Below are 23,655 nucleotides of genomic sequence, written 5' to 3'. Positions count from 1 at the left end.
GCGGCACCCCGATCGTGCTCGACCGCGACGTCTCGTCGGTGAAGGAGGGCGTCGCCGCCTACCAGGTCGACGTCGCGAAGACCCGCGAGGCCGAGAAGGCGGTCGTCGAGATCGCCCGCGAGCACGGCGGGCTCGACGCCGTCGTGACCGCGGCCGGCATCGACCGCTGCGGCCGCCTCGTCGATGTGGAGCCGGAGGAGTGGGAGCGCGTCATCTCCGTCAACCTTCTCGGCACCGCGGCCGTCGTCCGGGCGGCGCTGCCCTTCCTCACCGAGACCCACGGCCGCGTCGTCACCGTCGCCTCCTCGCTCGCGATCAAGGCCGTCTCGGACGCGACCGCGTACTGCGCCTCGAAGTTCGGCGTTCTCGGCTTCACCCGCGCGCTCGCGGCCGAGACCAAGGGCGAGATCGGCGTGACCACGCTGATCCCGTCGGGCATGAAGACGCGCTTCTTCGACGACCGCGACGAGCAGTACAAGCCGGGTCCGGACGCGCTGCTGAACGATCCGGAGAACGTGGCGAACGCCGTCATGTTCGTCCTCGGCCAGCCGCGCGGCTGCGAGGTCCGCGAGCTCGTCATCACGCACGAGGAGGAGCCGTCCTGGCCGTGATCCGCTGATCCGGGCGCGCCCCGGATCCCCCTCCGCGAGACGCCGCCTCGGTCCGCACGCCCCGGCGCGTCGCGTACCGAGGTGGCGTCTCGCGGTTCAGCGGGTGGAGGCGAGCACCCCGCGGACGTCCTCGAGCACCGCCTCGACGCGCACATCGCCGACGAACGTGACGTCGTGCTCGCAGCGCGGAGCGGTCCAGCCGACCTGCGTAGCGTCGCGCCCGCAGACCGGGCAGTGCGTGGTCCAGCTCAGCTGCACCCGATGGCGCTGCCGCCCGAGGGCCGCGGCGTTGATCGCGTTGCCCACCCAGAAGACCCCGACCGTCGGAGCGCCGACCGCGGCGGCGAGATGGCGTGGTCCGGAGTCGTTGCCGAGCACGAGGTCGGCGAGCGAGAGCAGCGGAGCGAGGTCCGGGAGGTCCACGACGCCCGCCCAGGAGACCGCTCCCGGCGCTCCGGCGACGATCTCGTCGGCGGCGGGCACGTCCGAGGCGTCGCCCACCACCAGCACGCGCGCGCCGTCAGCCAGCAGCTCCGTCGCCACGGCGGCGAAGGAGGCGGCGGGCCAGCGGCGGCGGGGATCGGTCGCGCCGGGGTGGATCAGCACCAGCGGGCCGCCCGCGGGCAGCGCGGCGGCGAGGCGGTCCCGCCGCTCCGGATCCACGGCGAGCGCCGGCTCGAGGCGGGTCGCGGGCGCTCCGGCCAGCCCGACGATCTCGAGCGCCCGCAGCATCTCGTGCTGGTAGTAGACGTAGGGGATCGTGCGCTCGAGCTCCGCGGCGTCGTCGGTGCGCGACCCGATCGTGTGGCGCGCGCCGAGGCGCTGGAGGAACGGGTTGGAGTAGCGCCCGCCGCCGTGCAGCTGCACGGCCAGGTCGAAGCGGCGCGCGCGCATCCGCTCGGTGAAGTCCTCGACGACCCGGGGGTCCTCCCCCTCTCCGTCGCGGACGCCCTGCGCCACCGGCAGGATCTCGACGTCGGCGATCGGCGACTCGACGCCCGTCAGCAGGACCCGGTGCGCGGGCGTCCCGAGCAGGGTGATCTCGGCTCCCGGGTAGGCGGCCGCGAGGGCGTCGACGGCGGGCAGCGCGAACAGCAGGTCGCCGAGTCCGCCGCCGCGCAGGACGGCGATCCTCTCGACTCCGGCGAAGGGCTCTCGGAGGGGGGCGATGGCGACCACGACGGGTTCCTCTCAGGTGCGGAGGGCGCGCGGGCGCCGCTCCGGGGACGGTGCACTCCTCCACTTCCCCGCCGGGACCGATCCGAAACCGGATCGGCGGCGAGCCCTCGTCGCCGATCCGGGGGCGGATTCCCGAGGCGGCGTGTCTAGGCGCGCACCACCCGGGTACCGGACGGATGCGTCCGCCACTCCGCGGGCGCCCCCGACCGAGAGGTGACCGTGACCATCGACATCACGACCCCCGCCACGACCGCCGCCGACGCCGTCCGCCGCGCGCGGACCGCGTTCCCCGCGTGGGCCGCCACCGCGCCCGCCGAGCGCGGCGCCCTGCTCCGTGCCGCCGCCCACCGCGTGGCCGAGCGCGAGCAGGAGCTCGCCGACCTCAACACGCAGGAGACGGGCAAGCCCGCCGGCGACGCGCTGGGCGGCGTGCGCGCCGGTGTCGACACGCTGCTCCAGTACGCCGAGCTCGGCCCGCTGCACCGCGGGAGGAGCCTGCGCGGAGGGGCTCTCAACGTCGATCTGGCCCTGCCGCACCCGCGCGGTGTCGTGCTCGCCCTCACTCCGTGGAACGACCCGGTCGCCGTCGCTGCGGGCCTCCTGGGCGCCGCGATCGTCTCCGGTGACGTCGTCGTGCACAAGCCGAGCGAGCGCAGTCCGGGCACGGGCGCCCTCTTCACGAGCATCCTCGCCGAGGCGCTGCCCGAGGGCGTGCTGACCCTGGTCGAGGGCGACGGGGCGGTCGGCGACGAGCTGGCGCGCACCGAGGGCGTCGACGTCCTCGCCCACGTCGGCTCGACCGCCACCGGCCGCGCGCTCGCCCGGGTCGCCGCCCTCACCGGCACGCACGTGATCCTCGAGAACGGCGGCAACGACGCGCTCGTCGTCGACCGCGACGTCGACCCGGTCTGGGCCGCCGAGCAGGCCGCGCTGGGCGCCTTCGCCAACGCCGGCCAGATCTGCACCTCCGTCGAGCGGATCTACGTGCACCGCGACATCGCCGAGGCGTTCACGGCGGCGCTGGTCGCCGAGGCCGACCGCTGGAGCGCGGGCCCGCTCCCCCGCCTCGTCGACGCCCGCATGCGCGACGCCGTCCACGAGCACGTCACGGAGGCGCTCGGCAGCGGCGCGCGCGCCCTCACCGGCGGCACTCCCGGGGACGGCACCTTCTACCCCGCGACCGTCCTGGCCGACTGCACCGAGTCGATGCTGGTGATGACGGAGGAGACCTTCGGGCCCGTCGCGCCGATCCGCGTCGTCGACTCCTTCGACGAGGGCCTGGACCTGGCCGCCGCGAGCCCCTACGGTCTGGCCGCCTCGATCCTCACCGCCGACATGGAGCACGCCCATCGGGCCGCGGCGACGCTGCCGGTGGGCACCGTCAAGGTCAACGGCGTCTTCGGAGGAGCCCCGGGCGGCAGCGCCCAGCCCCGCGGAGCGTCCGGCTCCGGCTTCGGCTACGGCCCGGAGCTGCTCGACGAGATGACCACGACCACGGTCGTGCACTTCGGCCTGCCCGTTCTGCCGGGAGGCGCGCGATGAGCCTCGAGGGCTCGGCGCTCCAGCGGGCGAGCGCCCTCCTGGCGCACGTCCACGAGCGCCCGCCGGTCGTCGCCGTGATCGGGGACCTCATCCTCGACTCCTGGTGGCTCGGCGAGGCGGAGCGCGTCACGCGGGAGGCGCCCGCGCCGGTCCTGCGGCTCGAGGACGTCGTCGACGTCGCGGGAGGGGCCGCCAACACCGCCGCCAACCTGCACGCGCTGGGCGCCGTCGTCCGCACGGTCGGCGTGGCCGGAGGCGACTCCGAGGGCGACCGGCTCGTGCGCGCCCTCGAGCGGGCCGGCCTGGACACCTCCCGGGTCGTCCGCATCGGCGCCGCGACGACGATCAAGACCCGCGTGGTCGGCGGCGACAGCGTGATGCTGCGCGTCGACTCCGGCCCGCACCGCCCGGCCGACGACGAGCTGGCCCTGCTCGCCGGTGCGGCCGCCGAGGCCGCCGCGGGCGCCGACGCCGTCCTGGTCTGCGACTACGGCTCGGGGATCCTCCGCGAGGCCGTCGAGCGCCTGCTCGCCGTCGGGCGCCCCGGCCTCCTCGTGATCGACGCGCACGAGCTCGCCGACTGGGCCTTCGCCCGGCCGGACCTCGTCACCCCGAACGCCAAGGAGGCGGAGCGGCTGCTCGGCGGCTCCCTCGGCCGCGGGACGGAGCGGGCCGCCGCCGTGCGCGACGCGGCGGACGACCTGCGCGCCCGCTCGGGCGCCCGGCACGTCGTGGTCACCCTCGACCGGGACGGCTCCACCGCCCTCGACGCCGACGGCACGGTCAGCCGCACCTTCGCTCAGCCCGCGGAGGAGAAGCAGGCGTCCGGCGCCGGCGACACCTTCGCCGCGACCGCCACCCTCGCCCTCGCCGCCGGCCGCTCCCTGGCCACCGCCGTCGATCTGGCGCAGGCCGCCGCCGACGTGGTCGTGCAGCGCCCCGGCACCTCCGTCTGCTCGGGCGACGACCTGCTCGCCTCCCTCGCCGCTCCCGGCGCCGTCGTGCTCGGCGAGGACGCCCTCGTCGAGGTCCTCGCGAAGCAGGCGCGCCGCGGTCGCCGCGTGGTCTTCACCAACGGCTGCTTCGACGTCCTGCACCGCGGCCACACGGCGTATCTCCGCCAGGCCCGCGAGCTCGGCGACGTGCTCGTGGTCGCGGTGAACGACGACGACTCCGTCAGGCGGCTGAAGGGCGAGGGACGGCCGATCAACCCGGAGGGCGACCGCGCGGGCGTGATCGCCGAGCTGGGCTGCGTCGACTACGTGACGCTCTTCGGCGGAGACACCCCCATCCCGCTGCTCGAGCGCGTGCAGCCCGACGTCTACGTGAAGGGCGGGGACTACAACCCCGACATGCTCGCGGAGGCGGCCGTCGTGCGCTCCTACGGGGGTGTCGTCACCACGGTCGGCTACGTCTCGGAGCACTCCACGACCGAGATGGTCCAGCGCATCCGATCGGCCGCGCCGTGACCAGCCGCCGGTGGTCGGGGCGCTGGGGGGTCCCGGAGGCTCCCCGGCAGCCGCTGATCGACGTGCTGGTGCCGACGGTCGGCCGCCGTGCCGAGCTCGCCGCCACGCTCGCCGGACTCGCCGCCCAGGACGACCCGCCCTTCCGCGTGATCGTGAGCGACCAGTCCGACGACGCGGTCGCCGAGAGCGACCCGACGATCCTCGCGATGCTGCGCGTGCTGGAGGCGCAGGGCCGGGCTCCGGTGGTGCGCCGGCACCTGCCCCGGCGCGGGCTCGCGGAGCAGAGGCACTACCTCTTCTCCCTCGCCACTGCCCCGGCCGTCCTCTTCCTCGACGACGACGTGTGGCTCGAGCCGGGCACGCTCTCGCGGCTGCACGAGGCCCTCGAGCGCCTCGACTGCGGCTTCGTCGGCTCCGCGGTGCAGGGCCTGTCCTACCTCGAGGACGTGCGCCCGCACGAGACCGAGTCGTTCGAGACCTGGGAGGAGCGCGTGGAGCCCGAGCGGGTGCGGCGCGGAACCCCGGAGTTCGAGCGCTGGCCGCTGCACAACGCGGCGAATCTCACGCACGTCGCCGCCCGCCTCGACGTCCCGGAGGGCGCCTGGCGCGCGTACAGGGTCGCCTGGCTGGGCGCGTGCGTCCTCTACCGCCGCGACGCCCTCCTGGCCGTCGGCGGCTTCGACTTCTGGGAGCAGCTGCCCCCGGAGCACAGCGGTGAGGACGTCGCCGCGCAGTGGCGCGTCATGGAGCGCTTCGGCGGCGCGGGCCTCGTGCCCAGCGGCGCCGTGCACCTCGAGACGCCCACGACGGTCACCGACCGGCGCGTCGACGCCTTCGACCGGCTCTTCGCCGAAGAGCACTCGTAACACTCAGCAAGGCGACGAAAGGACAGCACGATGGACGCACCCAACCCGATCCAGATCCAGAAGTACCTCTCGGGCATCGACTACCCCGCCTCGAAGGACACGATCGTCGAGACCGCGGAGAAGGAGGGCGCGGACGGCGACGTCCTCGAGGCCCTCCGTGCGATCCCGGACGGCGACTACGAGAAGCCCACTGACGTGAGCTCGGCCGTCTCGAAGGTCTGACCCCCTCCGCGGGACGCCGCTCCGGTGCACGGCACGCCGTGCCTGTCGTACCGGAGCGGCGTCCCGCGAGCGGCGATCGGCCGGCGCGGAGAGCCGGGGTCAGGCGGAGGCGTGCTCGCGCTCGCGCAGGACGCCGGACTCGAGCGCCTGGAACGACAGCACCTTGTAGCCCTCGGACTCGAAGAAGATCGTCGCCCGGTCGGCCTCCACGCTCATCACGGTGCCGGCGCCCCACTCGCGGTGCTCCACCGACTCGTCGACGCTCAGAGGGGCGTCCACGGGCGCCTCGACGGTCTCGCCGCTCGCCTCGTGCCGCTCGCAGCCGTCGCAGTTGCCGCACCACTCGGCCGACTCCACGCCGAAGTAGTCCAGCAGGACTCGGCGGCGGCACTGGCTGGTCTCCGCGTAGGCGCGCATCATCGACAGGCGCGACTCCGCGATCCGCTCGCGGGAGGCCAGAGCCTCCTTCACCGCGTGCACGGCCTCGTCGCCCGAGGCCTCGCGCGTGGCGCGCAGACCGGACCCGGTCTCCACCAGCCCCGCGTCCGCGAGATCGTTGACGATCCGGGCGATCGTGCGGGCCGGCTTCCCCAGCTCCTTCGCGAGAGCCGCGGAGTCGAGCCCCGGCTGCTCCGAGACGGCCGCCCAGATCACGCGCAGCGCGGCCTTGTCGACCGAGCGCTTGGCGAAGAAGCGGCGGAGACCCAGATCCTCGGCGCGGTAGTGCAGAGCGCCCGTCGCCGGCTCGCCGTCGCGACCCGCGCGGCCGATCTCCTGGTAGTACGCGTCGAGCGACTCGGTGGTCGTCGCGTGCAGCACGAAGCGGACGTCGGCCCGGTCGATGCCCATCCCGAAGGCCGAGGTCGCGACGACGACGTCGAGCTCGCCGGCGCGCCACTGCTCGTGCACGACCTTGCGCTCGGACACCTTGAGTCCGGCGTGGTACGCCGCGACCCGGCGCCCCTCCGCCGCGATGTCGGCCGCGTAGGCCTCCGTCTCCTTGCGGGTGGCGACGTAGACCAGGCCCGGAGCCGTCCAGCTGCGCGCCTCCTCGACCACGGCGGCGCGCTTCTCGTTCTCGCTCTCGTGGCGGTGCACCACCAGCCGGATCTCCGGACGGTCGACGCCGTGCACCTGGATCTCGGGGTCGGTCATCCGGAGGCGCTCGATGATCTCGTCGCGCACCGGACCGGAGGCGGTGGCGGTCATCGCGAGCACCGGCGGGTCTCCGAGCTCGCCGCGCACATCGGCCAGGCGGAGGTAGTCGGGGCGGAAGTCGTGGCCCCAGGAGGAGACGCAGTGCGCCTCGTCGACGACCAGGAGCGACACTCCCGCGGCCGCCAGACGCGCCACGTTCTCGGGCTTGGCGAGCTGCTCGGGCGCCAGGAGCACGTAGAGCGGGCCGCCCTCGTCGATCCGGTCCCAGGCGCGGGCGACGGCCGCGGCGCCCTGGGAGGAGTTGATCGCGACGGCGGGCGGGGCCGCCGGAGCCGCCTCGATCGCGGCGAGCTGGTCGGCCTGCAGGGCGACGAGCGGGGAGACGACCAGGACGACGCCGCCGCGCTCGGCTCCGGCGATCTGGTAGACCGCGGACTTGCCGCCGCCCGTCGCCAGCACCAGCAGCGTGTCGCGCCCGGAGGCGGCCGACTCGATCGCCTCGCGCTGACCGGGGAGCAGCGACGACCAGCCGAAGTCCTCCCGGGCGATGCGGCTGACGGAGTCGGTGCGGGAGGAGTTCATAGCTCGACGCTACGACCAGACGGCCCCGGAGGCAGTCCGCTTGACAGCGCCGGGGAGCACGGTGAAGGCGCGTCGCCCGGCCTCACGGCCCGCCTCTGCCCCCTCGTCCCCGCGCTGTCAACGTCCTGCGGAGGGGCCCGTCGCGTGCTGGGCTGGAGCCCCGACGAGAGGAGCCGACATGGCCGACCAGAACGTGAACGAGGACCTTCCCGGATCCGGCGGCGACGCCGTTCCGAACACCGGCGGCGCGCAGACGGTGCTGCCCGGCGAGGACGCGGCCGACGCCTCCGCCGCGGGGGCCGCTCCCGGGGGCACCGCGATCGACCGCGGTGTCACGGACGCCGTGACCGACGGTGACAGCGGAGGAGACACCGTCTCCGGCGACGCCGACCTGCCGGACGAGACCGAGGGCGCGGTCGGCAGCGACCCGGCGAGCGCCGACTGACGTCCCGCTCGGACGCGTCCGGCCCGCCGGATCCGAGGATCCTTGCGGGCCGGAGGCGCTCGTCCCTCCGCGCAGGAGGGCCCGGGCTCAGCGCCGGACGACCACCGGGTTGAACAGCGTGCCGATGCCCTCGACGTCCACCGCGACGGTGTCCCCGTTCGCGATCGGCCCGACGCCGGCGGGCGTCCCGGTGAGGATCACGTCCCCGGGGAGCAGCGTGAAGATGCGCGAGACGTAGGCCACGAGCTCGGGCACCCCGTGGATCATGTCGCCGGTGCTGCCCGACTGCTGCACGCGCCCGTTGACGCGGGTCTCGATCGCGCTCTCGTTCCAGACGAACTCGGTCTCGATGACCGGTCCGAGCGGGCAGAAGGTGTCGTAGCCCTTCGCCCGCGCCCACTGGCCGTCGGAGCGCTGGAGGTCGCGTGCGGTGACGTCGTTGGCGATCGTGTACCCGAAGACCACGTCCTCGTAGTCCTCCGCGCGGACGTTGCGGGCCACGGCGCCGATCACGATCGCCAGCTCGCCCTCGAACTCCACCTGCTGGCTGTCCTCGGGGAGGACGATCGCCTCGTCCGGGCCGATGACCGACGTGTTCGGCTTGAGGAACACCAGCGGCTCCGCCGGGGCGTCGCCGCCCATCTCGGCCGCGTGATCGGCGTAGTTCCTCCCGATGCCGACGATCTTGGAGCGCGGGATCACCGGCGCGAGGAGCTTCGCCTCCGCGATCGGGATGCGCTCCCCCGTGGTGTCGAACCCGGCGAACATCGGGTCGCCGGCGAGCACGACCAGGTCGTCCTCGTCCACGATCCCGAAGTGGATCGCTCCCCCGTTGTCCCCGTCGCGCTGCGTGGCGAATCGTGCGACCTTCATGCGTCCAGCCTCGTCATCCATCCGTGCGTGTCCTCGCGGCGTCCGTACTGGATGCCGGTCAGCTCCTCGCGGAGCGACATCGTGAGCTCCCCGGCGGGCGCGCCCTCGCGGCCGACGGAGAAGCCCTCGCCCTTGAGCTCGGCGATCGGGGTGATCACGGCGGCGGTCCCGCAGGCGAACACCTCGACCACATCGCCGGAGGCCACTCCGTCGCGCCACTCGTCGATGCTCACGCGGCGCCGCTCGACGCGGTGGCCGCGGTCCTCGGCGAGCTGCAGGACGCTGTCGCGCGTGATGCCCTCGAGGATCGAGTCCGATTCCGGGGTGACCAGCGTGCCGTCCTTCTTCACCAGCACCACGTTCATGCCGCCGAGCTCCTCGATCCACTGCGACTCCTGCGAGTCGAGGAAGAGGACCTGCGCGCAGCCGTGGCTGTAGGCCTCCTGCTGCGGGAGGAGGGAGGAGGCGTAGTTGCCACCCGTCTTCGCCGCTCCCGTGCCGCCCTTGCCCGCCCGGGCGTAGGAGGTGGAGAGCCAGATCGACACGGGGGCGACGCCGCCCGAGAAGTAGGCGCCGGCGGGGCTGGCGATCACGTAGTAGCCGACGTCCTCGGCCGCGCGCACGCCGAGGAACGCCTCCTGCGCGAACATGAACGGGCGCAGGTAGAGGCTGGTCTCCGGCTCCGAGGGGACCCAGTCGCCGTCGACCGCGATCAGCTGCCGCAGCGACTCGACGAAGAGGTCCGTCGGGAGCTCCGGCAGCGCGAGACGGCGGGCCGAGCGCTGCAGGCGGCGCGCGTTCGCCTCCGGGCGGAAGGTCCAGACGGAGCCGTCCTCGTGGCGGTAGGCCTTCATCCCCTCGAAGATCTCCTGCGCGTAGTGCAGGACGGCGGCGGCGGGGTCGAGCGCGAGCGGGCCGTAGGGCTCGACGCGGGCGCTGTGCCAGCCGTCCGCGCGGGTCCAGCGGAGGCCGACCATGTGGTCGGTGAAGTGCATGCCGAAGCCGGGGTTCGCGAGGATCCGGGCGCGCTCCTCGGCGGAGCGGGGCGCGGGGGCGGCGGTCACCTCGAACGCGAGGTCGGCGGGGGCGGAGTCGGTGCTCATCGTGGTGGTGTCCTTCTGCGGGGGATCAGCGGAGGCGGGCGACGACGGAGTCGCCGATCGCGGCCGTGGAGCGCGGGGTGCCGTCGCGCGACTCGATGTCGGCGGTCACGGCCGCGGTGACGCGGGCGGCCTCGTCGCTCCGGCCGAGGTGGTCCAGCAGCATCGCGGCCGAGAGGATCGCGGCGGTCGGGTCGGCGAGCTGCCGTCCTGCGATGTCGGGCGCGGATCCGTGGACCGGCTCGAACATGCTGGGGAACGCGCCGTCGGGGTTGATGTTGCCCGAGGCCGCGAGTCCGATGCCGCCGCTGATCGCGCCGGCCAGATCGGTCAGGATGTCGCCGAAGAGGTTGTCGGTGACGATGACGTCGAACCTAGCAGGGTCGGTCACGAGGAAGATCGTGGCGGCGTCCACGTGGAGGTAGTCGACGGCCACGTCCTCGAAGGCGGCCCCCACCTCGTCGACGATCCGCTTCCAGAGCGAGCCGGAGAAGACGAGGACGTTCGTCTTGTGGACGAGCGTCAGCCGGGAGCGGCGCGTGCGGGCGAGCTCGAACGCGTGGCGGACGACGCGCTCGACCCCGTAGGCGGTGTTGACCGACACCTCGTTGGCGACCTCGTGCGGGGTGCCCTGCCGGATCGAGCCGCCGGTACCGACGTAGGGCCCCTCCGTGCCCTCGCGGACGACCACGAAGTCGACCTCGCCGGGAGCCGCGAGCGGCGAGGGGACGCCCGCGTAGAGACGGGTCGGCCGCAGGTTGACGTAGTGGTCGAGCTCGAAGCGCAGCCGCAGGAGCAGCCCGCGCTCGATGTTCGCGTCCCGGAGGCGCGGGTCCCCCGGTGCTCCGCCGACGGCGCCCAGGAGGATCGCGTCGTGCCCCGCGATCGCCGCGAGGTCCTCGTCGGTGAGGACGTCGCCGGTCTCGAGGTAGCGGGCGGCGCCGAGCGAGAAGGTGGTCGTCTCGAGCACCAGGTCGGAGTCGGCGGTGACGGCGTCGAGGACCTTGACGGCCTCGGCGGTCACCTCGGGCCCGATCCCGTCTCCGGGGATGACGGCGAGCTTCACGGTGCGGGGCATGGCGGTCCTCAGGCGTACGGGGTCGGAGTCCCCCCAGCGTACTCGCGGCCCGCCCGCGCCGCGGTCCGGGGCACGCGCCCCCCGTCGGGCTGGCGAGGGCCGCCCGGGAGGCGCTGCGCGTCCCGGGCGGCCTCCCTCGGGAGGAGAGGAGGAGCGTCAGCTCCGGCGGAGGCGCCAGGCGCCGACCGCGGCGGCGGCCAGCACGAGGACGACACCGAGCCAGGCCGACCAGCCGACGCCCGAGTCGAACGCCGCGCTCGCCGACGCGACGAGGCTCGCGGCGGAGTCGGCGGGCAGCTCGCCGGCGACCGAGACGGCGCCGCCGAGGGTCTCCCCGGCCCGCTGCGCCTGCGCGGCGTCGAGGCCCTCGGGCAGCACGACTCCCCCGCGGTACACGGCGGTGAGGACCGTGCCGAGCGTCGCGGTGCCGAGGACGGCACCGAGCTCGTAGGCGGTCTCGGAGACGGCGGAGGCCGCACCGGCCTTGTCGGCGGGCGCGTTGGCCAGGATCAGCTCGTTCGACACCGTCTCGGCCGCACCGATGCCCAGGCCGAGGAACGCGAAGGCGACGGCGACGGTGAGCGCGGACGCTCCTCCGGGCGCTCCGCTGCCGAGGGCCAGCAGGATGTACCCGACGGCCGAGACCAGCAGTCCGGCCGGGACGACGAGGCGCGGAGCGACGCGGCGCGCGATCGGCACCACGCCGAGCCCGGCCAGGATCATCACGGCGAGGCCCGGCACGAGCACGAGGCCCGCCTCCAGCGGCGAGAGCCCGACCACGAGCTGCAGGTGCTGCGAGAGGAAGAAGAGCCCGCCGACCAGCGCGGTGACGCTGAGGAGGTTGACCACGATCGCCGCACTGAACGAGCCGCGGCGGAAGAGCGAGAGATCGAGCATCGGCGAGGCCCGGCGCTGCTGGCGGCGGACGAACAGAACTCCCGAGACGACGCCCACGACGAGCGCCGCGACGCCGACCGCGTCGATCCCGTGCTCGGCGAAGGACTTCACCGCGTAGACGACCGGCGCCATGGTCGCCAGCGACAGCAGGATGCTGACCACGTCGACCGGGCCGGGCTGCGGGTCGCGCGACTCCGGCACCAGGATCGGCACCAGGACGACCAGCGGGAGCAGCACGGGCACCGCGAGCAGGAACACCGACCCCCAGGGGAAGTGCTCGAGCAGCACGCCGCCGACCAGCGGGCCGATGCCCGAGCCCACGGCGAAGCCGGTCGCCCAGATCGCGATCGCGAGGCGGCGCTGGTCGCGGTCGGGGAAGACGCTGCGCAGGAGCGAGAGCGTCGAGGGCATCAGCATCGCGCCGAAGAAGCCCAGTGCCGCGCGGGCGCCGATGAGCGCCGCGGCGGTGGGAGCGAACGCGGCCACGACCGAGACGGCGGCGAAGCCGACCGCGCCGACCAGCAGGAGGCGCCGCCGCCCGACCCTGTCGCCGAGACTGCCCATCGCCACCAGCAGGCCCGCGAGCACCAGCGGGTAGGCGTCGACGATCCACAGCAGCTCGGTGCCGGAGGGGCCCAGATCCTCGGCGATCGAAGGGAGCGCGAAGTTCAGCACCGTGTTGTCGACCGAGACCAGCAGCACCGGGAGCATCAGCACCGCGAGCGCCACCCAGGCGCGTCGCCCGACCCTGTCGGCGGCGCCGGCGGTGTCGTGGGTGGAGACGGGAGCGGTGCGCGCGGACACGGGAACGACCTTTCAGAGGAGAAGGAGAGAGTATACCGTCCAGCCGGTACAGTCGCCACTGATCCGCCGTAGGATGGTCGCCGTGCCTCCTGCCCCCGCCCGCGACCGCGTCCTCGACGCGTTCGAGCAGCTCCTCATCGAGCAGGGCGAGCGCGCCGCGACCCTCGACGCCGTCGCGCGCGAGGCCGGAGTCTCCAAGGGCGGGCTGCTCTACCACTTCCCCTCGAAGGACGCTCTCGTCGACGGGCTCCTGCAGCGCCTCGACGCGCGGCGGGAGGCGGACGTCGCGCAGAGCCTCGCCGCTCCCGAGGGCGTGGTCGCCTACCTGCTGCGCACCTCCTTCGCCGCCGACTCGGCCTTCGACCGCACGATCCTCGCCGTGTCGCGCATCGCGCAGGGGCACGACGAGCGCGCCAGCGGCGGCCTCGCGCGGATCCACGACAGCTGGAACGAGGTGGTCGCCGACGCCGTGGGCGACCCGCTCGTCGCCCGGGCGATCGTCCTGATGAGCGACGGGCTCTACTACAACTCTGCCCTGCTCCCCACGGGCTCGCCGTCGCGCGGCGAGGCCGAGGACGTCCTCGCGGTCGTCCAGCGCCTCCTCGGGAGCTGAGCCGCGCCGCCCCCGGCGGACCCGCTACAGCTCGACGACCCCGTCGATCAGGGTCACCGTCGCGCCGCCGATCCAGATCGCGCCGTCCGTGCTCTCGACGCGCACGCGCCCGGCTCGGCCCAGCGCCGCCCCCTGGGCGGCCGTGTAGCGCTCGGGCAGCACGCCGCTGCCGATCAGCCACTGGGCGATCCCCGCGTTGAGGCTCCCCGTCACCGGGTCCTCGGACACACCGGCGTCGGGGATGAACGCCCGCACCTCGACCGCGCACTCGCCTCCCGCCGGATGCTCGCCCACGACGCCGACGGGGAGCCCGGCGAGGAGAGCCTGGTCCGGCCGCAGCGCGAGGACCTGCTCCGCCGATGCGAGCCGCACGGCCAGCCAGCCGGGACCGTTGTCGACCCACTCGTGGTCGAGGATCTCCGCGCGCGGGATCCGCAGAGCCGCAGCCACCCGCTCGATCGTCGCCTCGTCGACCGGTCCGGTCCGCCGGCGGGGCGGGGCGGCGAAGGCGATGCCCTCCTCCGTCACCCGCAGTCGGACGAGACCCGCGGCGCACTCCTGCACGAGCTCCCCCGCCGCGCGGGCCGTCCCTCCGGCCGCGAGCCAGGCGTGCGCGCTCCCGAGGGTCGGGTGCCCGGCGAAGGGCAGCTCCCCGCCCGGCGTGAAGATCCGCAGCCGGTAGTCGGCCGCGGGGTCGCTCGGGCGGAGGAGGAAGGTCGTCTCGGACAGGTTCGTCCAGCGCGCGAACTCCGCCATCGCGGCGTCGCCCACGCCGTCGCCGTCGACGACGACCGCCACCGGGTTGCCCCGGAACGGCGCGGCGCCGAAGACGTCGACCTGAGCGAACCGCCGCGTGCTCACTGCTCGGTGATGTCGATCTCCTGCATGAGGTCGGCGTCGATCGCGACGCGGACCTTCTCGAGCAGGCCGTCGGGGGCGGGAGAGTCGATGGTGATCACCGAGAGCGCCTTGCCGCCCGCCTCGGTGCGCGCGATCTGCATGCCCGCGATGTTGACCGCGGCGTCGCCGAACTCACGGCCGTAGACCGCGACGATCCCGGGGCGGTCGACGTAGCTCATGACGACGAGGTGCTTCGCGAGGGGGACCTCGACGTCGTAGCCGTTGATCGCCACGATCTTCTCGACCTGCTTGGTGCCGGTCAGCGTGCCCGAGACCGAGATCTGCGAGCCGTCCGAGAGCGCGCCGCGCAGCGTGATCACGTTGCGGTACTCGTCCGAGACCGGCTCCGTGATCAGGCGCACCTCGATGCCGCGCTGCTCCGCGAGCACCGGCGCGTTGACGTAGGACACCGTCTCCGAGACCACGTTGGTGAACACGCCCTTGAGAGCCGCCAGCTTGAGGACCTTCACGTCGTAGCCGGCGAGCTCGCCGCGCACCTCGACGTCGATGGAGGTGACCGGCGAGTCCGCGAGGCCCGAGAAGACCTGGCCGAGCTTCTCGACCAGCGGGATGCCGGGGCGCACGTACTCGTCGATCACGCCGCCGGCGACGTTCACGGCGTCCGGCACGAGCTCGCCCGAGAGCGCGAGGCGCACCGAGCGGGCGACCGAGACGCCGGCCTTCTCCTGCGCCTCGTCGGTCGAGGCCCCGAGGTGCGGAGTGACGACCACGTTCTCGAGGGCGAGCAGCGGCGATCCGGTCGGCGGCTCCTTCACGAACACGTCGAGTCCGGCGCCGGCGATGGTCTTCGCGACGAGCGCGCGGTGCAGCGCGTCCTCGTCGATGAGGCCGCCGCGGGCCACGTTCACGATGAACGCCGACGGCTTCATCAGCGCCAGCTGATCGTCCGAGATCATGCCCGTCGTCTCGGGGGTCCTCGGCATGTGGATCGTGATGAAGTCGCTCTCGGCCAGCAGCTCCTCCAGGGAGAGGAGCGTGACGCCGAGCTGCTGCGCGCGGGCGCTGGTCACGTAGGGGTCGTAGGCGACGACGTTCACACCGAAGGCCTGCAGGCGCGCGGTGATCAGCGCGCCGATGCGGCCGAGGCCGATGATGCCGACGGTCTTCTCGTAGAGCTCGACGCCCGTGTACTTCGAGCGCTTCCAGAGGCCCTGCGCGAGCGCGCTGTGCGCGGCGGGGATGTGGCGGGCGAGGCTCAGGATGTGGCCGACGGTGAGCTCGGCGGCCGAGATGATGTTCGAGGTCGGCGCGTTCACGACCATGACGCCCGCGGCGGTCGCGGCGGTGATGTCGACGTTGTCCAGGCCCACACCGGCGCGGGCGATCACCTGGAGCGAGGGGGCCGCGGCGATCGCCTCCGCGTCGACCTGCGTCGCGGAGCGCACCAGGATCGCGTGCGCTGTGGCGAGGGCCTCGAGCAGCGCCGGGCGGTCGGTGCCGTCCACGGAGCGGATCTCGAAGTCGGGACCGAGCGCGTCCACGGTGGCGGGCGAGAGTTCTTCGGCGATCAGGACGACCGGCTTTGTCACGAGAGGCGCTTCCTTCGGAGAGGGGACGGAGCGGGCACCGAGGCGGGGGCGTCGGCAGCCCCCCGTCACTGTAGCGGAGGGGTGCGCGCGCCCCGCGCCGTGTGACGCCGCCGGTCAGCTCAGCGAGAAGAGATTCATGCCGCCGAATATGAGCTGCACATCGAGGGCTATTACGGCGGAGAGACACAGGGCGGCCGCAAGCAAACCCGTCCTCGCTAATACCCCCCGCCTCCGCCCGAGCATCACGGCGACGGTGAAGCAGAGCACCGGCATGCACAAGGCCACCAGCAGCACTGCCCACCCGGTCGGATTGAGGTCGGTGCCCAAAAGTGCAGCAGCGCTGCGCAGGCCGATCAGGTTGCCGACCGCCTCCCAGACGTCCCAGGCGAAGAAGAGCGCGAACACCACGGCGACGAGGACGGAGGCGGCCAGGCGCCGGCCGGGCCGGTCGCGCCGGCCGGTCCCGCCGAGGGTGGCCCGGGTCGAGTCGGTCATCAGGCCCCCTTGAGGAACGGCAGCGGAGAGAGGAGGACGAGTCCGGCGACCAGCCAGAGCACGCGGGTGCGCACCCGGGAGTCGCAGGTGGCGAGGAGCACCACGGCGAACCACACCGGCGGCGCCAGGACCGCCAGCCAGAGCCCGAGCGAGTAGAGGGCGCGGCCGAGCGCATCGCCCGCGAAGCCGACCGCGGCGACGGGCGACTGCCGCGTCGCCGTGATCGCCCAGGCGATGGCGTACAGGAGGTAGAGGCCGGCCGCGATACCCGCCGCGATCAGCAGAGCGGACGAGGACGCGGCCTCGTCGTCGGGGTCCTCGTCCTCGGAGTCGTCGTCGTCCGAGCCGTCGTCCGCCGGGCCCGCCCCCGCGACCGTGCGGGGCGTCCGGCGCACGCGCGCCGTCCCCGCGGCGAGCGTCGGGTCCGCGCCCTCGCCCGCCCACTCCAGGGCCTCGTCGTCCGCGTCGTCCTCCGGGCCGGCGTCCGGCCCGCGGTCCGCCGGCGGGGTCGCCGCGTCGTCGTCCTCCGGGGAGCGGCCCGGTCCACCATCGATCACCGCAACACCCTAGCCGCGCGCACCTCGCAGGAGGCTCGGAGCCCGCCGCCGCCTCCCCGACACCCGGCGGACACCCCGCGTCCTCCCCCGGGGGCGAGGCTGAGCGGATGGACGACCGCCGCCGCCGCTTCGTCGCCCTCGGCGACTCCTTCACGGAGGGGGTCGGCGACCCGCACCCGCGCCTGCCGAACGGGGTGCGCGGCTGGGCCGACCGCGTCGCCGAGCGCCTGGCGAAGGCCGAGCCGGGCTGGGAGTACGCGAACCTCGCCGTCCGCTCGAAGCGCCTCGCCCAGATCACCGAGGACCAGCTCGCGCCCGCCCTCGCGCTCCGCCCCACCCTGATCACGCTGTACGCCGGCGGCAACGACATCCTCGACCTCGGCACCGACACCGTCGATCTGATCACCCGCTACGAGGCGCTCGTCGACGCGCTCGCGACCACCGGCGCCTCCCTCGTGCTCTTCACCGGCGTCGACATCCCGGGACTGCCCGCCCCGCGGATGTTCCTGCGCCGCAACCACCTCTACAACAGCGCCGTCCGCCGGATCGCCCGCGAGCGGGGCGCGATCCTCGTCGACTACTGGGCGATGCGGGAGTTCCACTCCCCCGTGCTCTGGTCGCCCGACCGGATGCACCTCTCCAAGCGCGGGCACCGCGTCCTGGCCGGCCGCGTGCTCGACACGCTCGGCGTGCCGCACACGATCTCGACCGGGCCGTGGGACGCACCGGAGCCGCTCCGCCTCCGCGCACGGCTGCGCGAGCAGCGCCGCTGGGCGGCCGACTGGGTCCTCCCCCTCGTCGGCCGCAAGCTGCGCCGGGTGACGCTCGGCGACCACCTCTCGCCCCGGTGGCCGGACCCCGTCCTCGTCCCGCCGAAGGGCGGTCTCCGCCGTCTCGTCCGCGAGCTCGAGCGGTAGGCGCGCCCCGGACGCGGAGGAGCCCCGGCCCGGCGAGGGGATCCCGGTGGACGGGTCCCTCGTCGGGCCGGGGCTCCCCCGGTCGACGCGGTGCGACTAGCGCGCGACGCTGCCGTCGGTGTAGTCCTCGTCGGTCTGCTTCCAGGCGAAGAGCTTGCGCAGCTCGCGGCCGGTCTCCTCGATCGGGTGCTTCTCGCCCTTGGCGCGCAGCTCCTGGAACTCGGGTCCGCCCGCGTCCTGGTCGCCGATGAAGCGCTTCGCGAAGGCGCCGCTCTGGATGTCGCCGAGGACGGCCTTCATGTTCTCCTTCACGCGCGGGTCGATGACGCGCGGGCCGGAGACGTAGTCGCCGTACTCGGCGGTGTCGGAGACGCTCCAGCGCTGCTTGGCGATGCCGCCCTCCCACATGAGGTCGACGATGAGCTTGAGCTCGTGCAGCACCTCGAAGTAGGCGATCTCGGGCTGGTAGCCGGCCTCGACGAGGGTCTCGAAGCCGTACTGGACGAGCTGCGAGGTGCCGCCGCAGAGCACGGCCTGCTCGCCGAACAGGTCGGTCTCGGTCTCCTCGGTGAAGGTGGTCTTGATGACGCCGGCGCGGGTGCCGCCGATGGCCTTCGCGTAGGACTTCGCGGTCTCCCAGGCGGTGCCGGTCGCGTCGTTCTCGACGGCGATGATGTCCGGGATGCCGCGGCCGGCGACGAACTCGCGGCGCACGGTGTGGCCGGGGGCCTTCGGCGCGATGAGGATGACGTCGACGCCCGCGGGCGCCTCGATGTAGCCGAAGCGGATGTTGAAGCCGTGCGCGAAGGCGAGGGTCTTGCCCTCGGTCAGCGCGGAGGCGATCTGCTCGCTGTAGATCGCGCGCTGGTGCTGGTCCGGCGCGAGGATCATGATCAGGTCGGCCCAGGCCGCGGCGTCGGCGACGCTCTTGACCTCGAAGCCGTCGTCCTCGGCCTTGGCGGTCGACTTCGACCCCTCCTTCAGCGCGATGACGACCTGGACGCCGGAGTCGCGGAGGTTCTGCGCGTGCGCGTGGCCCTGCGAGCCGTAGCCGACGATCGCGACCTTCTTGGACTGGATGATGGAGAGGTCGGCGTCGGCGTCGTAGATGAGCTCGGTCACGTGGTGAGTCCTTTTCTGTAGTGGAGAGTTCGCGGTCAGTTCTTGAAGACGCGCTCGGTGATCGACTTGGAGCCGCGCCCGATGGCGAGCAGGCCCGACTGCGCGATCTCCTTGATGCCGTAGGGCTCGATCACCCGCAGGAACGCATTGGTCTTGCCGGTGTCGCCGGTGACCTCGATCACCAGGGCGTCGGTCGCGACGTCGACCACGCGGGCGCGGAAGAGCGTGACGGCCTCGAGCACCTGCGAGCGCGTGACGTTGTCGACGCGGACCTTGACGAGCAGGTGCTCGCGCTGGACCGACTGGTCGGTGTCGAGCTCGACGATCTTGATCACGTTGACGAGCTTGTTGAGCTGCTTCGTGACCTGCTCGAGCGGCAGGTCCTCGACGTCCACGGCGACCGTGATGCGCGAGAGCCCGGCCAGCTCGGTCGGACCGACCGCCAGCGACTCGATGTTGAAGCCGCGGCGGGCGAACAGCCCGGCGACACGGGTGAGCAGTCCCGGCTTGTCCTCGACGAGCAGGGAGAGAACGTGGTGCGTCATGCGGGTCTACTCCTCGTCGTCCCAGGTCGGGCTGTGGTCTCGGGCGTACTGGACGTAGCTGTTGGAGACGCCCTGCGGGACCATCGGCCAGACCATGGAGTCGCGGCTGACGACGAAGTCGATCACCACGGGCCGGTCGTTGGTGGCGATGGCGAGGCGGATGGCGTCGTCGATCTCCTCCGGCTTCGTGACGCGGATGCCGAGCGCGCCGTAGGCGTCGGCGAGCTTCACGAAGTCGGGCACCCGGACGGTGTCGTGACCCGTGTTGAGGTCGGTGTTGGAGTAGCGGCCCTCGTAGAACAGGGTCTGCCACTGGCGCACCATGCCGAGCGAGGAGTTGTTGATCACCGCGACCTTGATCGGGATGTCGTTGATCGTACAGGTGGCGAGCTCCTGATTGGTCATCTGGAAGCAGCCGTCGCCGTCGATCGCCCACACGGTGCGCTCGGGCTCGCCGACCTTGGCGCCCATCGCCGCGGGCACGGAGTAGCCCATGGTGCCGGCGCCGCCGGAGTTCAGCCACGAGTTGGGGCGCTCGTACTTGATGAACTGCGCCGCCCACATCTGGTGCTGGCCGACGCCGGAGGCGAAGACGCCCTCGGGGCCGGTGATCTCGCCGATGCGCTTGATGACGTACTGCGGTGAGAGCAGGCCGTCGTTCGGCTCGGTGTAGCCGAGCGGGAACTCCGTCTGCAGGCCCTTGAGGTAGCTCCACCACTCGGAGGTGTCGGCGCGGCCGTCGGCGGAGGCCTTGGCGAACGCGTCGGTGAGGTCCGGGAGGACGTCCTTCAGGTCGCCCACGATCGGCACGTCGGCGGTGCGGATCTTGGAGATCTCGGCCGGGTCGATGTCGACGTGCACGACCTTGGCGTGGGGCGCGAAGAGCGCCGCCTTGCCGGTCACGCGGTCGTCGAAGCGCGAGCCCAGCGCGAGGATCAGGTCCGCCTCCTGCAGCGCGAGCACCGCGGGGACGGTGCCGTGCATGCCGGGCATGCCCAGGTGCTGCTCGTGCGAGTCCGGGAACGCTCCGCGCGCCATCAGCGTGGTCACCACGGGAGCGCCGCAGGCCTCGGCGAACGCCTTCAGCTCGGCGGCCGCGCGGGCGCGGATGATGCCGCCGCCCACGTAGAGCACCGGCTTCCTCGACTCGACCAGCAGCTGGGCCGCGGCCTGGATCTGCTTGCCGTGGGCCTTCGTGACCGGCCGGTATCCGGGCAGGTCGATCTTCGGCGGCCAGAGGAACGGCGCCTGGTCCTGCTGCGCGTCCTTCGTGATGTCGACCAGCACGGGGCCGGGGCGGCCGGTGGTGGCGATCAGCGCGGCGGAGGCGAGGGCCGAGGGGATGTCCTCGGGGCGCGTCACGAGGATGGAGTGCTTCGTGATCGGCATCGTGATGCCGACGATGTCCGCCTCCTGGAACGCGTCGGTCCCCATGAGCGTCGAGAACACCTGGCCGGTGATCGCGAGCATCGGAACCGAGTCCATGTAGGCGTCCGCGATCGCGGTGACCAGGTTGGTCGCTCCGGGGCCCGAGGTCGCGATGCAGACGCCGAGCTTGCCGGTCGCCGAGGCGTAGCCCTCGGCGGCGTGGCCGGCGCCCTGCTCGTGGCGGACCAGGATGTGCCGGATCTTCGAGGAGTCCATCAGCGGGTCGTAGACCGGGAGGATCGCGCCGCCGGGCAGGCCGAAGACGTCCTCGATCCCGAGCATCTCGAGCGAGCGGACGACCGCCTGCGCTCCGGTGAGGACCTCGGCCGCGGGGGCGGCCCCGGGAGCGTGGGCGGGTCGGGGTGGCTGGGGCGTCGGTGCGGGCTGCACGGCGGACGGATCCGGAGTCATGCGGGTGTCGATTCCTTCAGGAGGTGGTGCGGCGGCGGGCAGAGCCGGAGGCGAGTGCCCGGGAACGCGAGTGCGCGGCCGGCCGGAGCGGGCCGGGTCACCCGGTGACGGCGCCCTCGGCTGCCGAGCGGACGAGCTTGGCGTACTTGGCGAGGACACCGCGGGTGTAGCGCGGAGGGAGAGGGGCCCAGCCTTCTCGGCGGGCGGCGAGCTCGGACTCGTCGACGAGTAGGTCGATCGAGCGAGCGGCGATGTCGACCCGAATCGGGTCTCCGTCGCGAACGAATGCGATGGGACCTGCGTCCACCGATTCGGGAGCTATGTGGCCGATGCACAGGCCGGTTGTGCCGCCTGAGAATCGTCCGTCCGTCAACAGTAGTACATCTTTTCCGAGCCCGGCCCCCTTGATGGCGGCGGTGATCGCGAGCATCTCGCGCATGCCGGGACCGCCCTTGGGGCCCTCGTAGCGGATGACCACCACGTCGCCCTTCTCGATCCGGCCCTCGGTCAGAGCGTCCATCGCGGCGCGCTCGCGCTCGAACACGCGGGCCGGACCCTCGAAGACGGAGGCGTCGAAGCCGGCGGTCTTGACGACCGCGCCCTCGGGGGCGAGCGAGCCCTTGAGGATGGTGAGCCCGCCGGTCGCGTGGATCGGGTTGTCGAGGGTGCGGATGACCTCGCCGTCCAGCGGTGCGATGTCCATCGCGGCGAGGTTCTCGGCGACCGTCCTCCCGGTGACCGTCAGGCAGTCGCCGTGGAGCAGCCCGGCGTCCAGGAGCGCCTTCATCACGGCCGGGACGCCGCCGTGGCGGTCGACGTCGTTCATGACGTACTTGCCGAAGGGCTTGAGGTCGCCGATGTGCGGGATCGTGTCGCCGATGCGGTTGAAGTCGTCGATCGTGAGGTCGACCTCGGCCTCGTTGGCGATCGCGAGCAGGTGCAGGATGACGTTGGTCGACCCGCCGAAGGCCATCGCCACCGCGATCGCGTTCTCGAACGCCTCCTTGGTGAGGATGTCGCGGGCCGTGGTGCCGTTGCGCAGCAGCTCGACGACGGCCTCGCCGGACTTGCGGGCGAAGTAGTCGCGACGGCGGTCGGCGGCGGCGGGCGAGGCGGAGCCGGGCAGGCTCATGCCGAGCGCCTCGGCCACGCTGGCCATGGTGTTGGCGGTGTACATGCCGCCGCAGGATCCCTCGCCCGGGGCGAAGGCGCACTCGATGCGCTTGGCGTCCTCCTCGGACATGATCCCGGCCTTGACGCCGCCGACGGCCTCGAAGGAGTCGATGATCGTGATGTCCTTCTCGGTGCCGTCCGAGAGCTTGACCCAGCCCGGAGCGATCGAGCCGGCGTAGACGAACACGGCGGCGAGGTCGAGGCGGGCCGCGGCCATCAGCATGCCGGGCAGCGACTTGTCGCAGCCGGCCAGCATGACGGTGCCGTCCAGGCGCTCGGCCATCATCACGGTCTCGACGGAGTCGGCGATGACCTCGCGGGAGACGAGCGAGAAGTGCATGCCCTCGTGGCCCATCGAGATGCCGTCCGAGACGGAGATGGTGCCGAACTGGAGCGGGTAGCCGCCGCCGGAGTGCACGCCCTCCTTCGCGGAGCGCGCGAGGCGCTCGAGCGAGAGGTTGCAGGGGGTGATCTCGTTCCACGAGGACGCGATGCCGATCTGGGGCTTCTCCCAGTCGTCATCGCCCATCCCGACCGCCCGCAGCATCCCGCGCGACGTCGTGGCCTCGATGCCGTCCGTGACGGTGCGCGAGCGGGGCTTCCAATCGATTTCCGGCATGCGATGAGGCTACCGCCTCGCGCGCAGTGCCCCTGCTCGCCGGGCGGACCCGGACCGGCCCGCGCACCCGTCCCGGCCCCGGCCTCCGGCAGCGGCACCGGATGCGGACGTCCCCGCGGATCTCCGACTCGTCGCGAACGGCCGCTCCCCGCGTCGGCGGACGGCCGTCCTCGGCGAGTCGGCGATCCGGGACCCGCCGACGCTGACCGCCGGAAGGGGGCTGCTACTCCGCGCGCAGGTCGGCCAGCAGCCGGAGTGCGTGCGCGACCTGCTCGGGACCGCGGACCCGGTAGGAGGCCGCGGTGGTGCCCTCGCCGCTCTTGATGCCGACGTCGCCGGAGCCGAGGACCGCGAAGGCGTCCTCGTCCGTCACGTCGTCGCCCGCGTAGAGGACGGCGGTCGCGCCGAGGTGCAGGGGGTCACCGTCCGCGAGGGGAAGAACGTCCTGGAGTTCTCGGTCCGCTCGACCACCAAGGGCGAGGCCGTGCAGCACCTCCGC

Annotated in this window: 22 protein-coding genes and 1 pseudogene; 8 read left to right on the top strand and 15 right to left on the bottom strand. The window is 73.1% G+C overall.

The window, feature by feature from the left end; all coding sequences use genetic code 11:
* Window positions 1–611 (top strand): SDR family oxidoreductase (locus C5D04_RS14030; RefSeq protein ID WP_104347872.1); only part of this gene is annotated, 611 nt, incomplete at its 5' end.
* Between the two features lie 96 nt (window positions 612–707).
* Here the strand turns inward: C5D04_RS14030 and C5D04_RS14025 are convergent.
* On the bottom strand, window positions 708–1,790 hold the full coding sequence (locus C5D04_RS14025) for a glycosyltransferase family 9 protein (RefSeq protein ID WP_104233228.1): 1,083 nt from the start codon (window positions 1,788–1,790) through the stop codon (window positions 708–710).
* 219 nt (window positions 1,791–2,009) lie between these two features.
* Here C5D04_RS14025 and C5D04_RS14020 point away from each other — a divergent pair, with 219 nt between their 5' ends.
* The 4 genes from C5D04_RS14020 to C5D04_RS14005 are packed head-to-tail and all read left to right on the top strand — an operon-like array spanning window position 2,010 to window position 5,889.
* Complete coding sequence (locus C5D04_RS14020; protein WP_258068924.1) at window positions 2,010–3,332, top strand: aldehyde dehydrogenase; 1,323 nt, start codon at window positions 2,010–2,012, stop codon at window positions 3,330–3,332.
* Entirely contained in the window at window positions 3,329–4,801 is a 1,473-nt protein-coding gene (gene rfaE2, locus C5D04_RS14015) for a D-glycero-beta-D-manno-heptose 1-phosphate adenylyltransferase (protein WP_104347869.1), read from the top strand. The genes C5D04_RS14020 and rfaE2 overlap by 4 nt, the downstream gene beginning before the upstream one ends.
* On the top strand, window positions 4,798–5,667 hold the full coding sequence (locus C5D04_RS14010) for a glycosyltransferase family A protein (protein ID WP_219815030.1): 870 nt from the start codon (window positions 4,798–4,800) through the stop codon (window positions 5,665–5,667). Before rfaE2 ends, C5D04_RS14010 begins: the two co-directional genes overlap by 4 nt.
* Window positions 5,668–5,697: 30 nt before the next feature.
* Window positions 5,698–5,889, top strand: coding sequence for a DUF2795 domain-containing protein (locus tag C5D04_RS14005; RefSeq protein WP_104223528.1), 192 nt, complete (start codon window positions 5,698–5,700; stop codon window positions 5,887–5,889).
* A 99-nt stretch (window positions 5,890–5,988) separates the two neighbouring features.
* On the opposite strand, the gene C5D04_RS14000 is transcribed toward C5D04_RS14005, so the two are convergent.
* Complete coding sequence (locus C5D04_RS14000) at window positions 5,989–7,629, bottom strand: RecQ family ATP-dependent DNA helicase (RefSeq protein WP_104239270.1); 1,641 nt, start codon at window positions 7,627–7,629, stop codon at window positions 5,989–5,991.
* A 178-nt stretch (window positions 7,630–7,807) separates the two neighbouring features.
* Here C5D04_RS14000 and C5D04_RS13995 point away from each other — a divergent pair, with 178 nt between their 5' ends.
* The gene (locus C5D04_RS13995) at window positions 7,808–8,074 is read left to right on the top strand and encodes a hypothetical protein (protein WP_104226254.1); all 267 of its coding nucleotides are present in this window, start codon (window positions 7,808–7,810) and stop codon (window positions 8,072–8,074) included.
* Between the two features lie 87 nt (window positions 8,075–8,161).
* On the opposite strand, the gene C5D04_RS13990 is transcribed toward C5D04_RS13995, so the two are convergent.
* The 4 genes from C5D04_RS13990 to C5D04_RS13975 form a co-directional block, all read right to left on the bottom strand.
* Window positions 8,162–8,947, bottom strand: a complete 786-nt coding sequence (locus C5D04_RS13990) for a fumarylacetoacetate hydrolase family protein (protein WP_104347868.1) — start codon at window positions 8,945–8,947, stop codon at window positions 8,162–8,164.
* Window positions 8,944–10,050: a branched-chain amino acid aminotransferase gene (locus tag C5D04_RS13985; RefSeq protein WP_104239273.1), complete on the bottom strand. Its 1,107-nt coding sequence runs from the start codon at window positions 10,048–10,050 to the stop codon at window positions 8,944–8,946. Before C5D04_RS13985 ends, C5D04_RS13990 begins: the two co-directional genes overlap by 4 nt.
* Before the next feature lie 25 nt (window positions 10,051–10,075).
* Window positions 10,076–11,125: a 3-isopropylmalate dehydrogenase gene (locus C5D04_RS13980; RefSeq protein ID WP_104223533.1), complete on the bottom strand. Its 1,050-nt coding sequence runs from the start codon at window positions 11,123–11,125 to the stop codon at window positions 10,076–10,078.
* A gap of 156 nt (window positions 11,126–11,281) precedes the next feature.
* Window positions 11,282–12,826: an MFS transporter gene (locus C5D04_RS13975; protein WP_258059394.1), complete on the bottom strand. Its 1,545-nt coding sequence runs from the start codon at window positions 12,824–12,826 to the stop codon at window positions 11,282–11,284.
* Window positions 12,827–12,899: 73 nt separating this feature from the next.
* On the opposite strand from C5D04_RS13975, the gene C5D04_RS13970 reads away from it, so the two are divergent.
* Window positions 12,900–13,439, top strand: a complete 540-nt coding sequence (locus tag C5D04_RS13970; RefSeq protein WP_104239274.1) for a TetR/AcrR family transcriptional regulator — start codon at window positions 12,900–12,902, stop codon at window positions 13,437–13,439.
* Window positions 13,440–13,463: 24 nt separating this feature from the next.
* Here the strand turns inward: C5D04_RS13970 and C5D04_RS13965 are convergent, their stop codons facing one another.
* The 4 genes from C5D04_RS13965 to C5D04_RS13950 form a co-directional block, all read right to left on the bottom strand.
* Window positions 13,464–14,300: a PhzF family phenazine biosynthesis protein gene (locus C5D04_RS13965; protein WP_104226251.1), complete on the bottom strand. Its 837-nt coding sequence runs from the start codon at window positions 14,298–14,300 to the stop codon at window positions 13,464–13,466.
* Complete coding sequence (gene serA / locus C5D04_RS13960) at window positions 14,297–15,889, bottom strand: phosphoglycerate dehydrogenase (protein WP_104223535.1); 1,593 nt, start codon at window positions 15,887–15,889, stop codon at window positions 14,297–14,299. The genes C5D04_RS13965 and serA overlap by 4 nt, the downstream gene beginning before the upstream one ends.
* A 114-nt stretch (window positions 15,890–16,003) precedes the next feature.
* Window positions 16,004–16,384 (bottom strand): hypothetical protein, encoded by a 381-nt coding sequence (locus C5D04_RS13955; protein WP_104226250.1) that lies wholly within the window; start codon window positions 16,382–16,384, stop codon window positions 16,004–16,006.
* A complete protein-coding gene (locus C5D04_RS13950) occupies window positions 16,384–16,941 on the bottom strand; it encodes a hypothetical protein (protein ID WP_104347867.1) in 558 nt (185 codons plus the stop codon). The genes C5D04_RS13955 and C5D04_RS13950 overlap by 1 nt, the downstream gene beginning before the upstream one ends.
* 107 nt (window positions 16,942–17,048) lie before the next feature.
* Here C5D04_RS13950 and C5D04_RS13945 point away from each other — a divergent pair, with 107 nt between their 5' ends.
* Window positions 17,049–17,858, top strand: coding sequence for an SGNH/GDSL hydrolase family protein (locus C5D04_RS13945; RefSeq protein ID WP_104223538.1), 810 nt, complete (start codon window positions 17,049–17,051; stop codon window positions 17,856–17,858).
* A gap of 96 nt (window positions 17,859–17,954) precedes the next feature.
* On the opposite strand, the gene ilvC is transcribed toward C5D04_RS13945, so the two are convergent.
* The 5 genes and pseudogenes from ilvC to C5D04_RS13920 all read right to left on the bottom strand — a co-directional run.
* On the bottom strand, window positions 17,955–18,980 hold the full coding sequence (ilvC, locus tag C5D04_RS13940) for a ketol-acid reductoisomerase (protein WP_104223539.1): 1,026 nt from the start codon (window positions 18,978–18,980) through the stop codon (window positions 17,955–17,957).
* A gap of 35 nt (window positions 18,981–19,015) precedes the next feature.
* Window positions 19,016–19,525 (bottom strand): acetolactate synthase small subunit, encoded by a 510-nt coding sequence (gene ilvN, locus C5D04_RS13935; RefSeq protein ID WP_104223540.1) that lies wholly within the window; start codon window positions 19,523–19,525, stop codon window positions 19,016–19,018.
* Window positions 19,526–19,531: 6 nt separating this feature from the next.
* The gene (locus C5D04_RS13930; protein ID WP_104283817.1) at window positions 19,532–21,364 is read right to left on the bottom strand and encodes an acetolactate synthase large subunit; all 1,833 of its coding nucleotides are present in this window, start codon (window positions 21,362–21,364) and stop codon (window positions 19,532–19,534) included.
* A gap of 97 nt (window positions 21,365–21,461) precedes the next feature.
* Window positions 21,462–23,156 carry a dihydroxy-acid dehydratase gene (gene ilvD / locus C5D04_RS13925; RefSeq protein ID WP_104233215.1) on the bottom strand — a complete coding sequence of 565 codons (1,695 nt, stop codon included), beginning with the start codon at window positions 23,154–23,156 and terminating at the stop codon, window positions 21,462–21,464.
* 223 nt (window positions 23,157–23,379) lie between these two features.
* A pseudogene (locus C5D04_RS13920) lies at window positions 23,380–23,655 on the bottom strand (hypothetical protein); the annotation flags it as partial.

It is taken from the genome of Rathayibacter sp. AY1D2, assembly GCF_002932695.1.
Classification (GTDB): Bacteria; Actinomycetota; Actinomycetes; order Actinomycetales; family Microbacteriaceae; genus Rathayibacter.
Note: the sequence above shows the minus strand (reverse complement) of the source record. Positions and strands in the feature narration are given on the sequence as shown.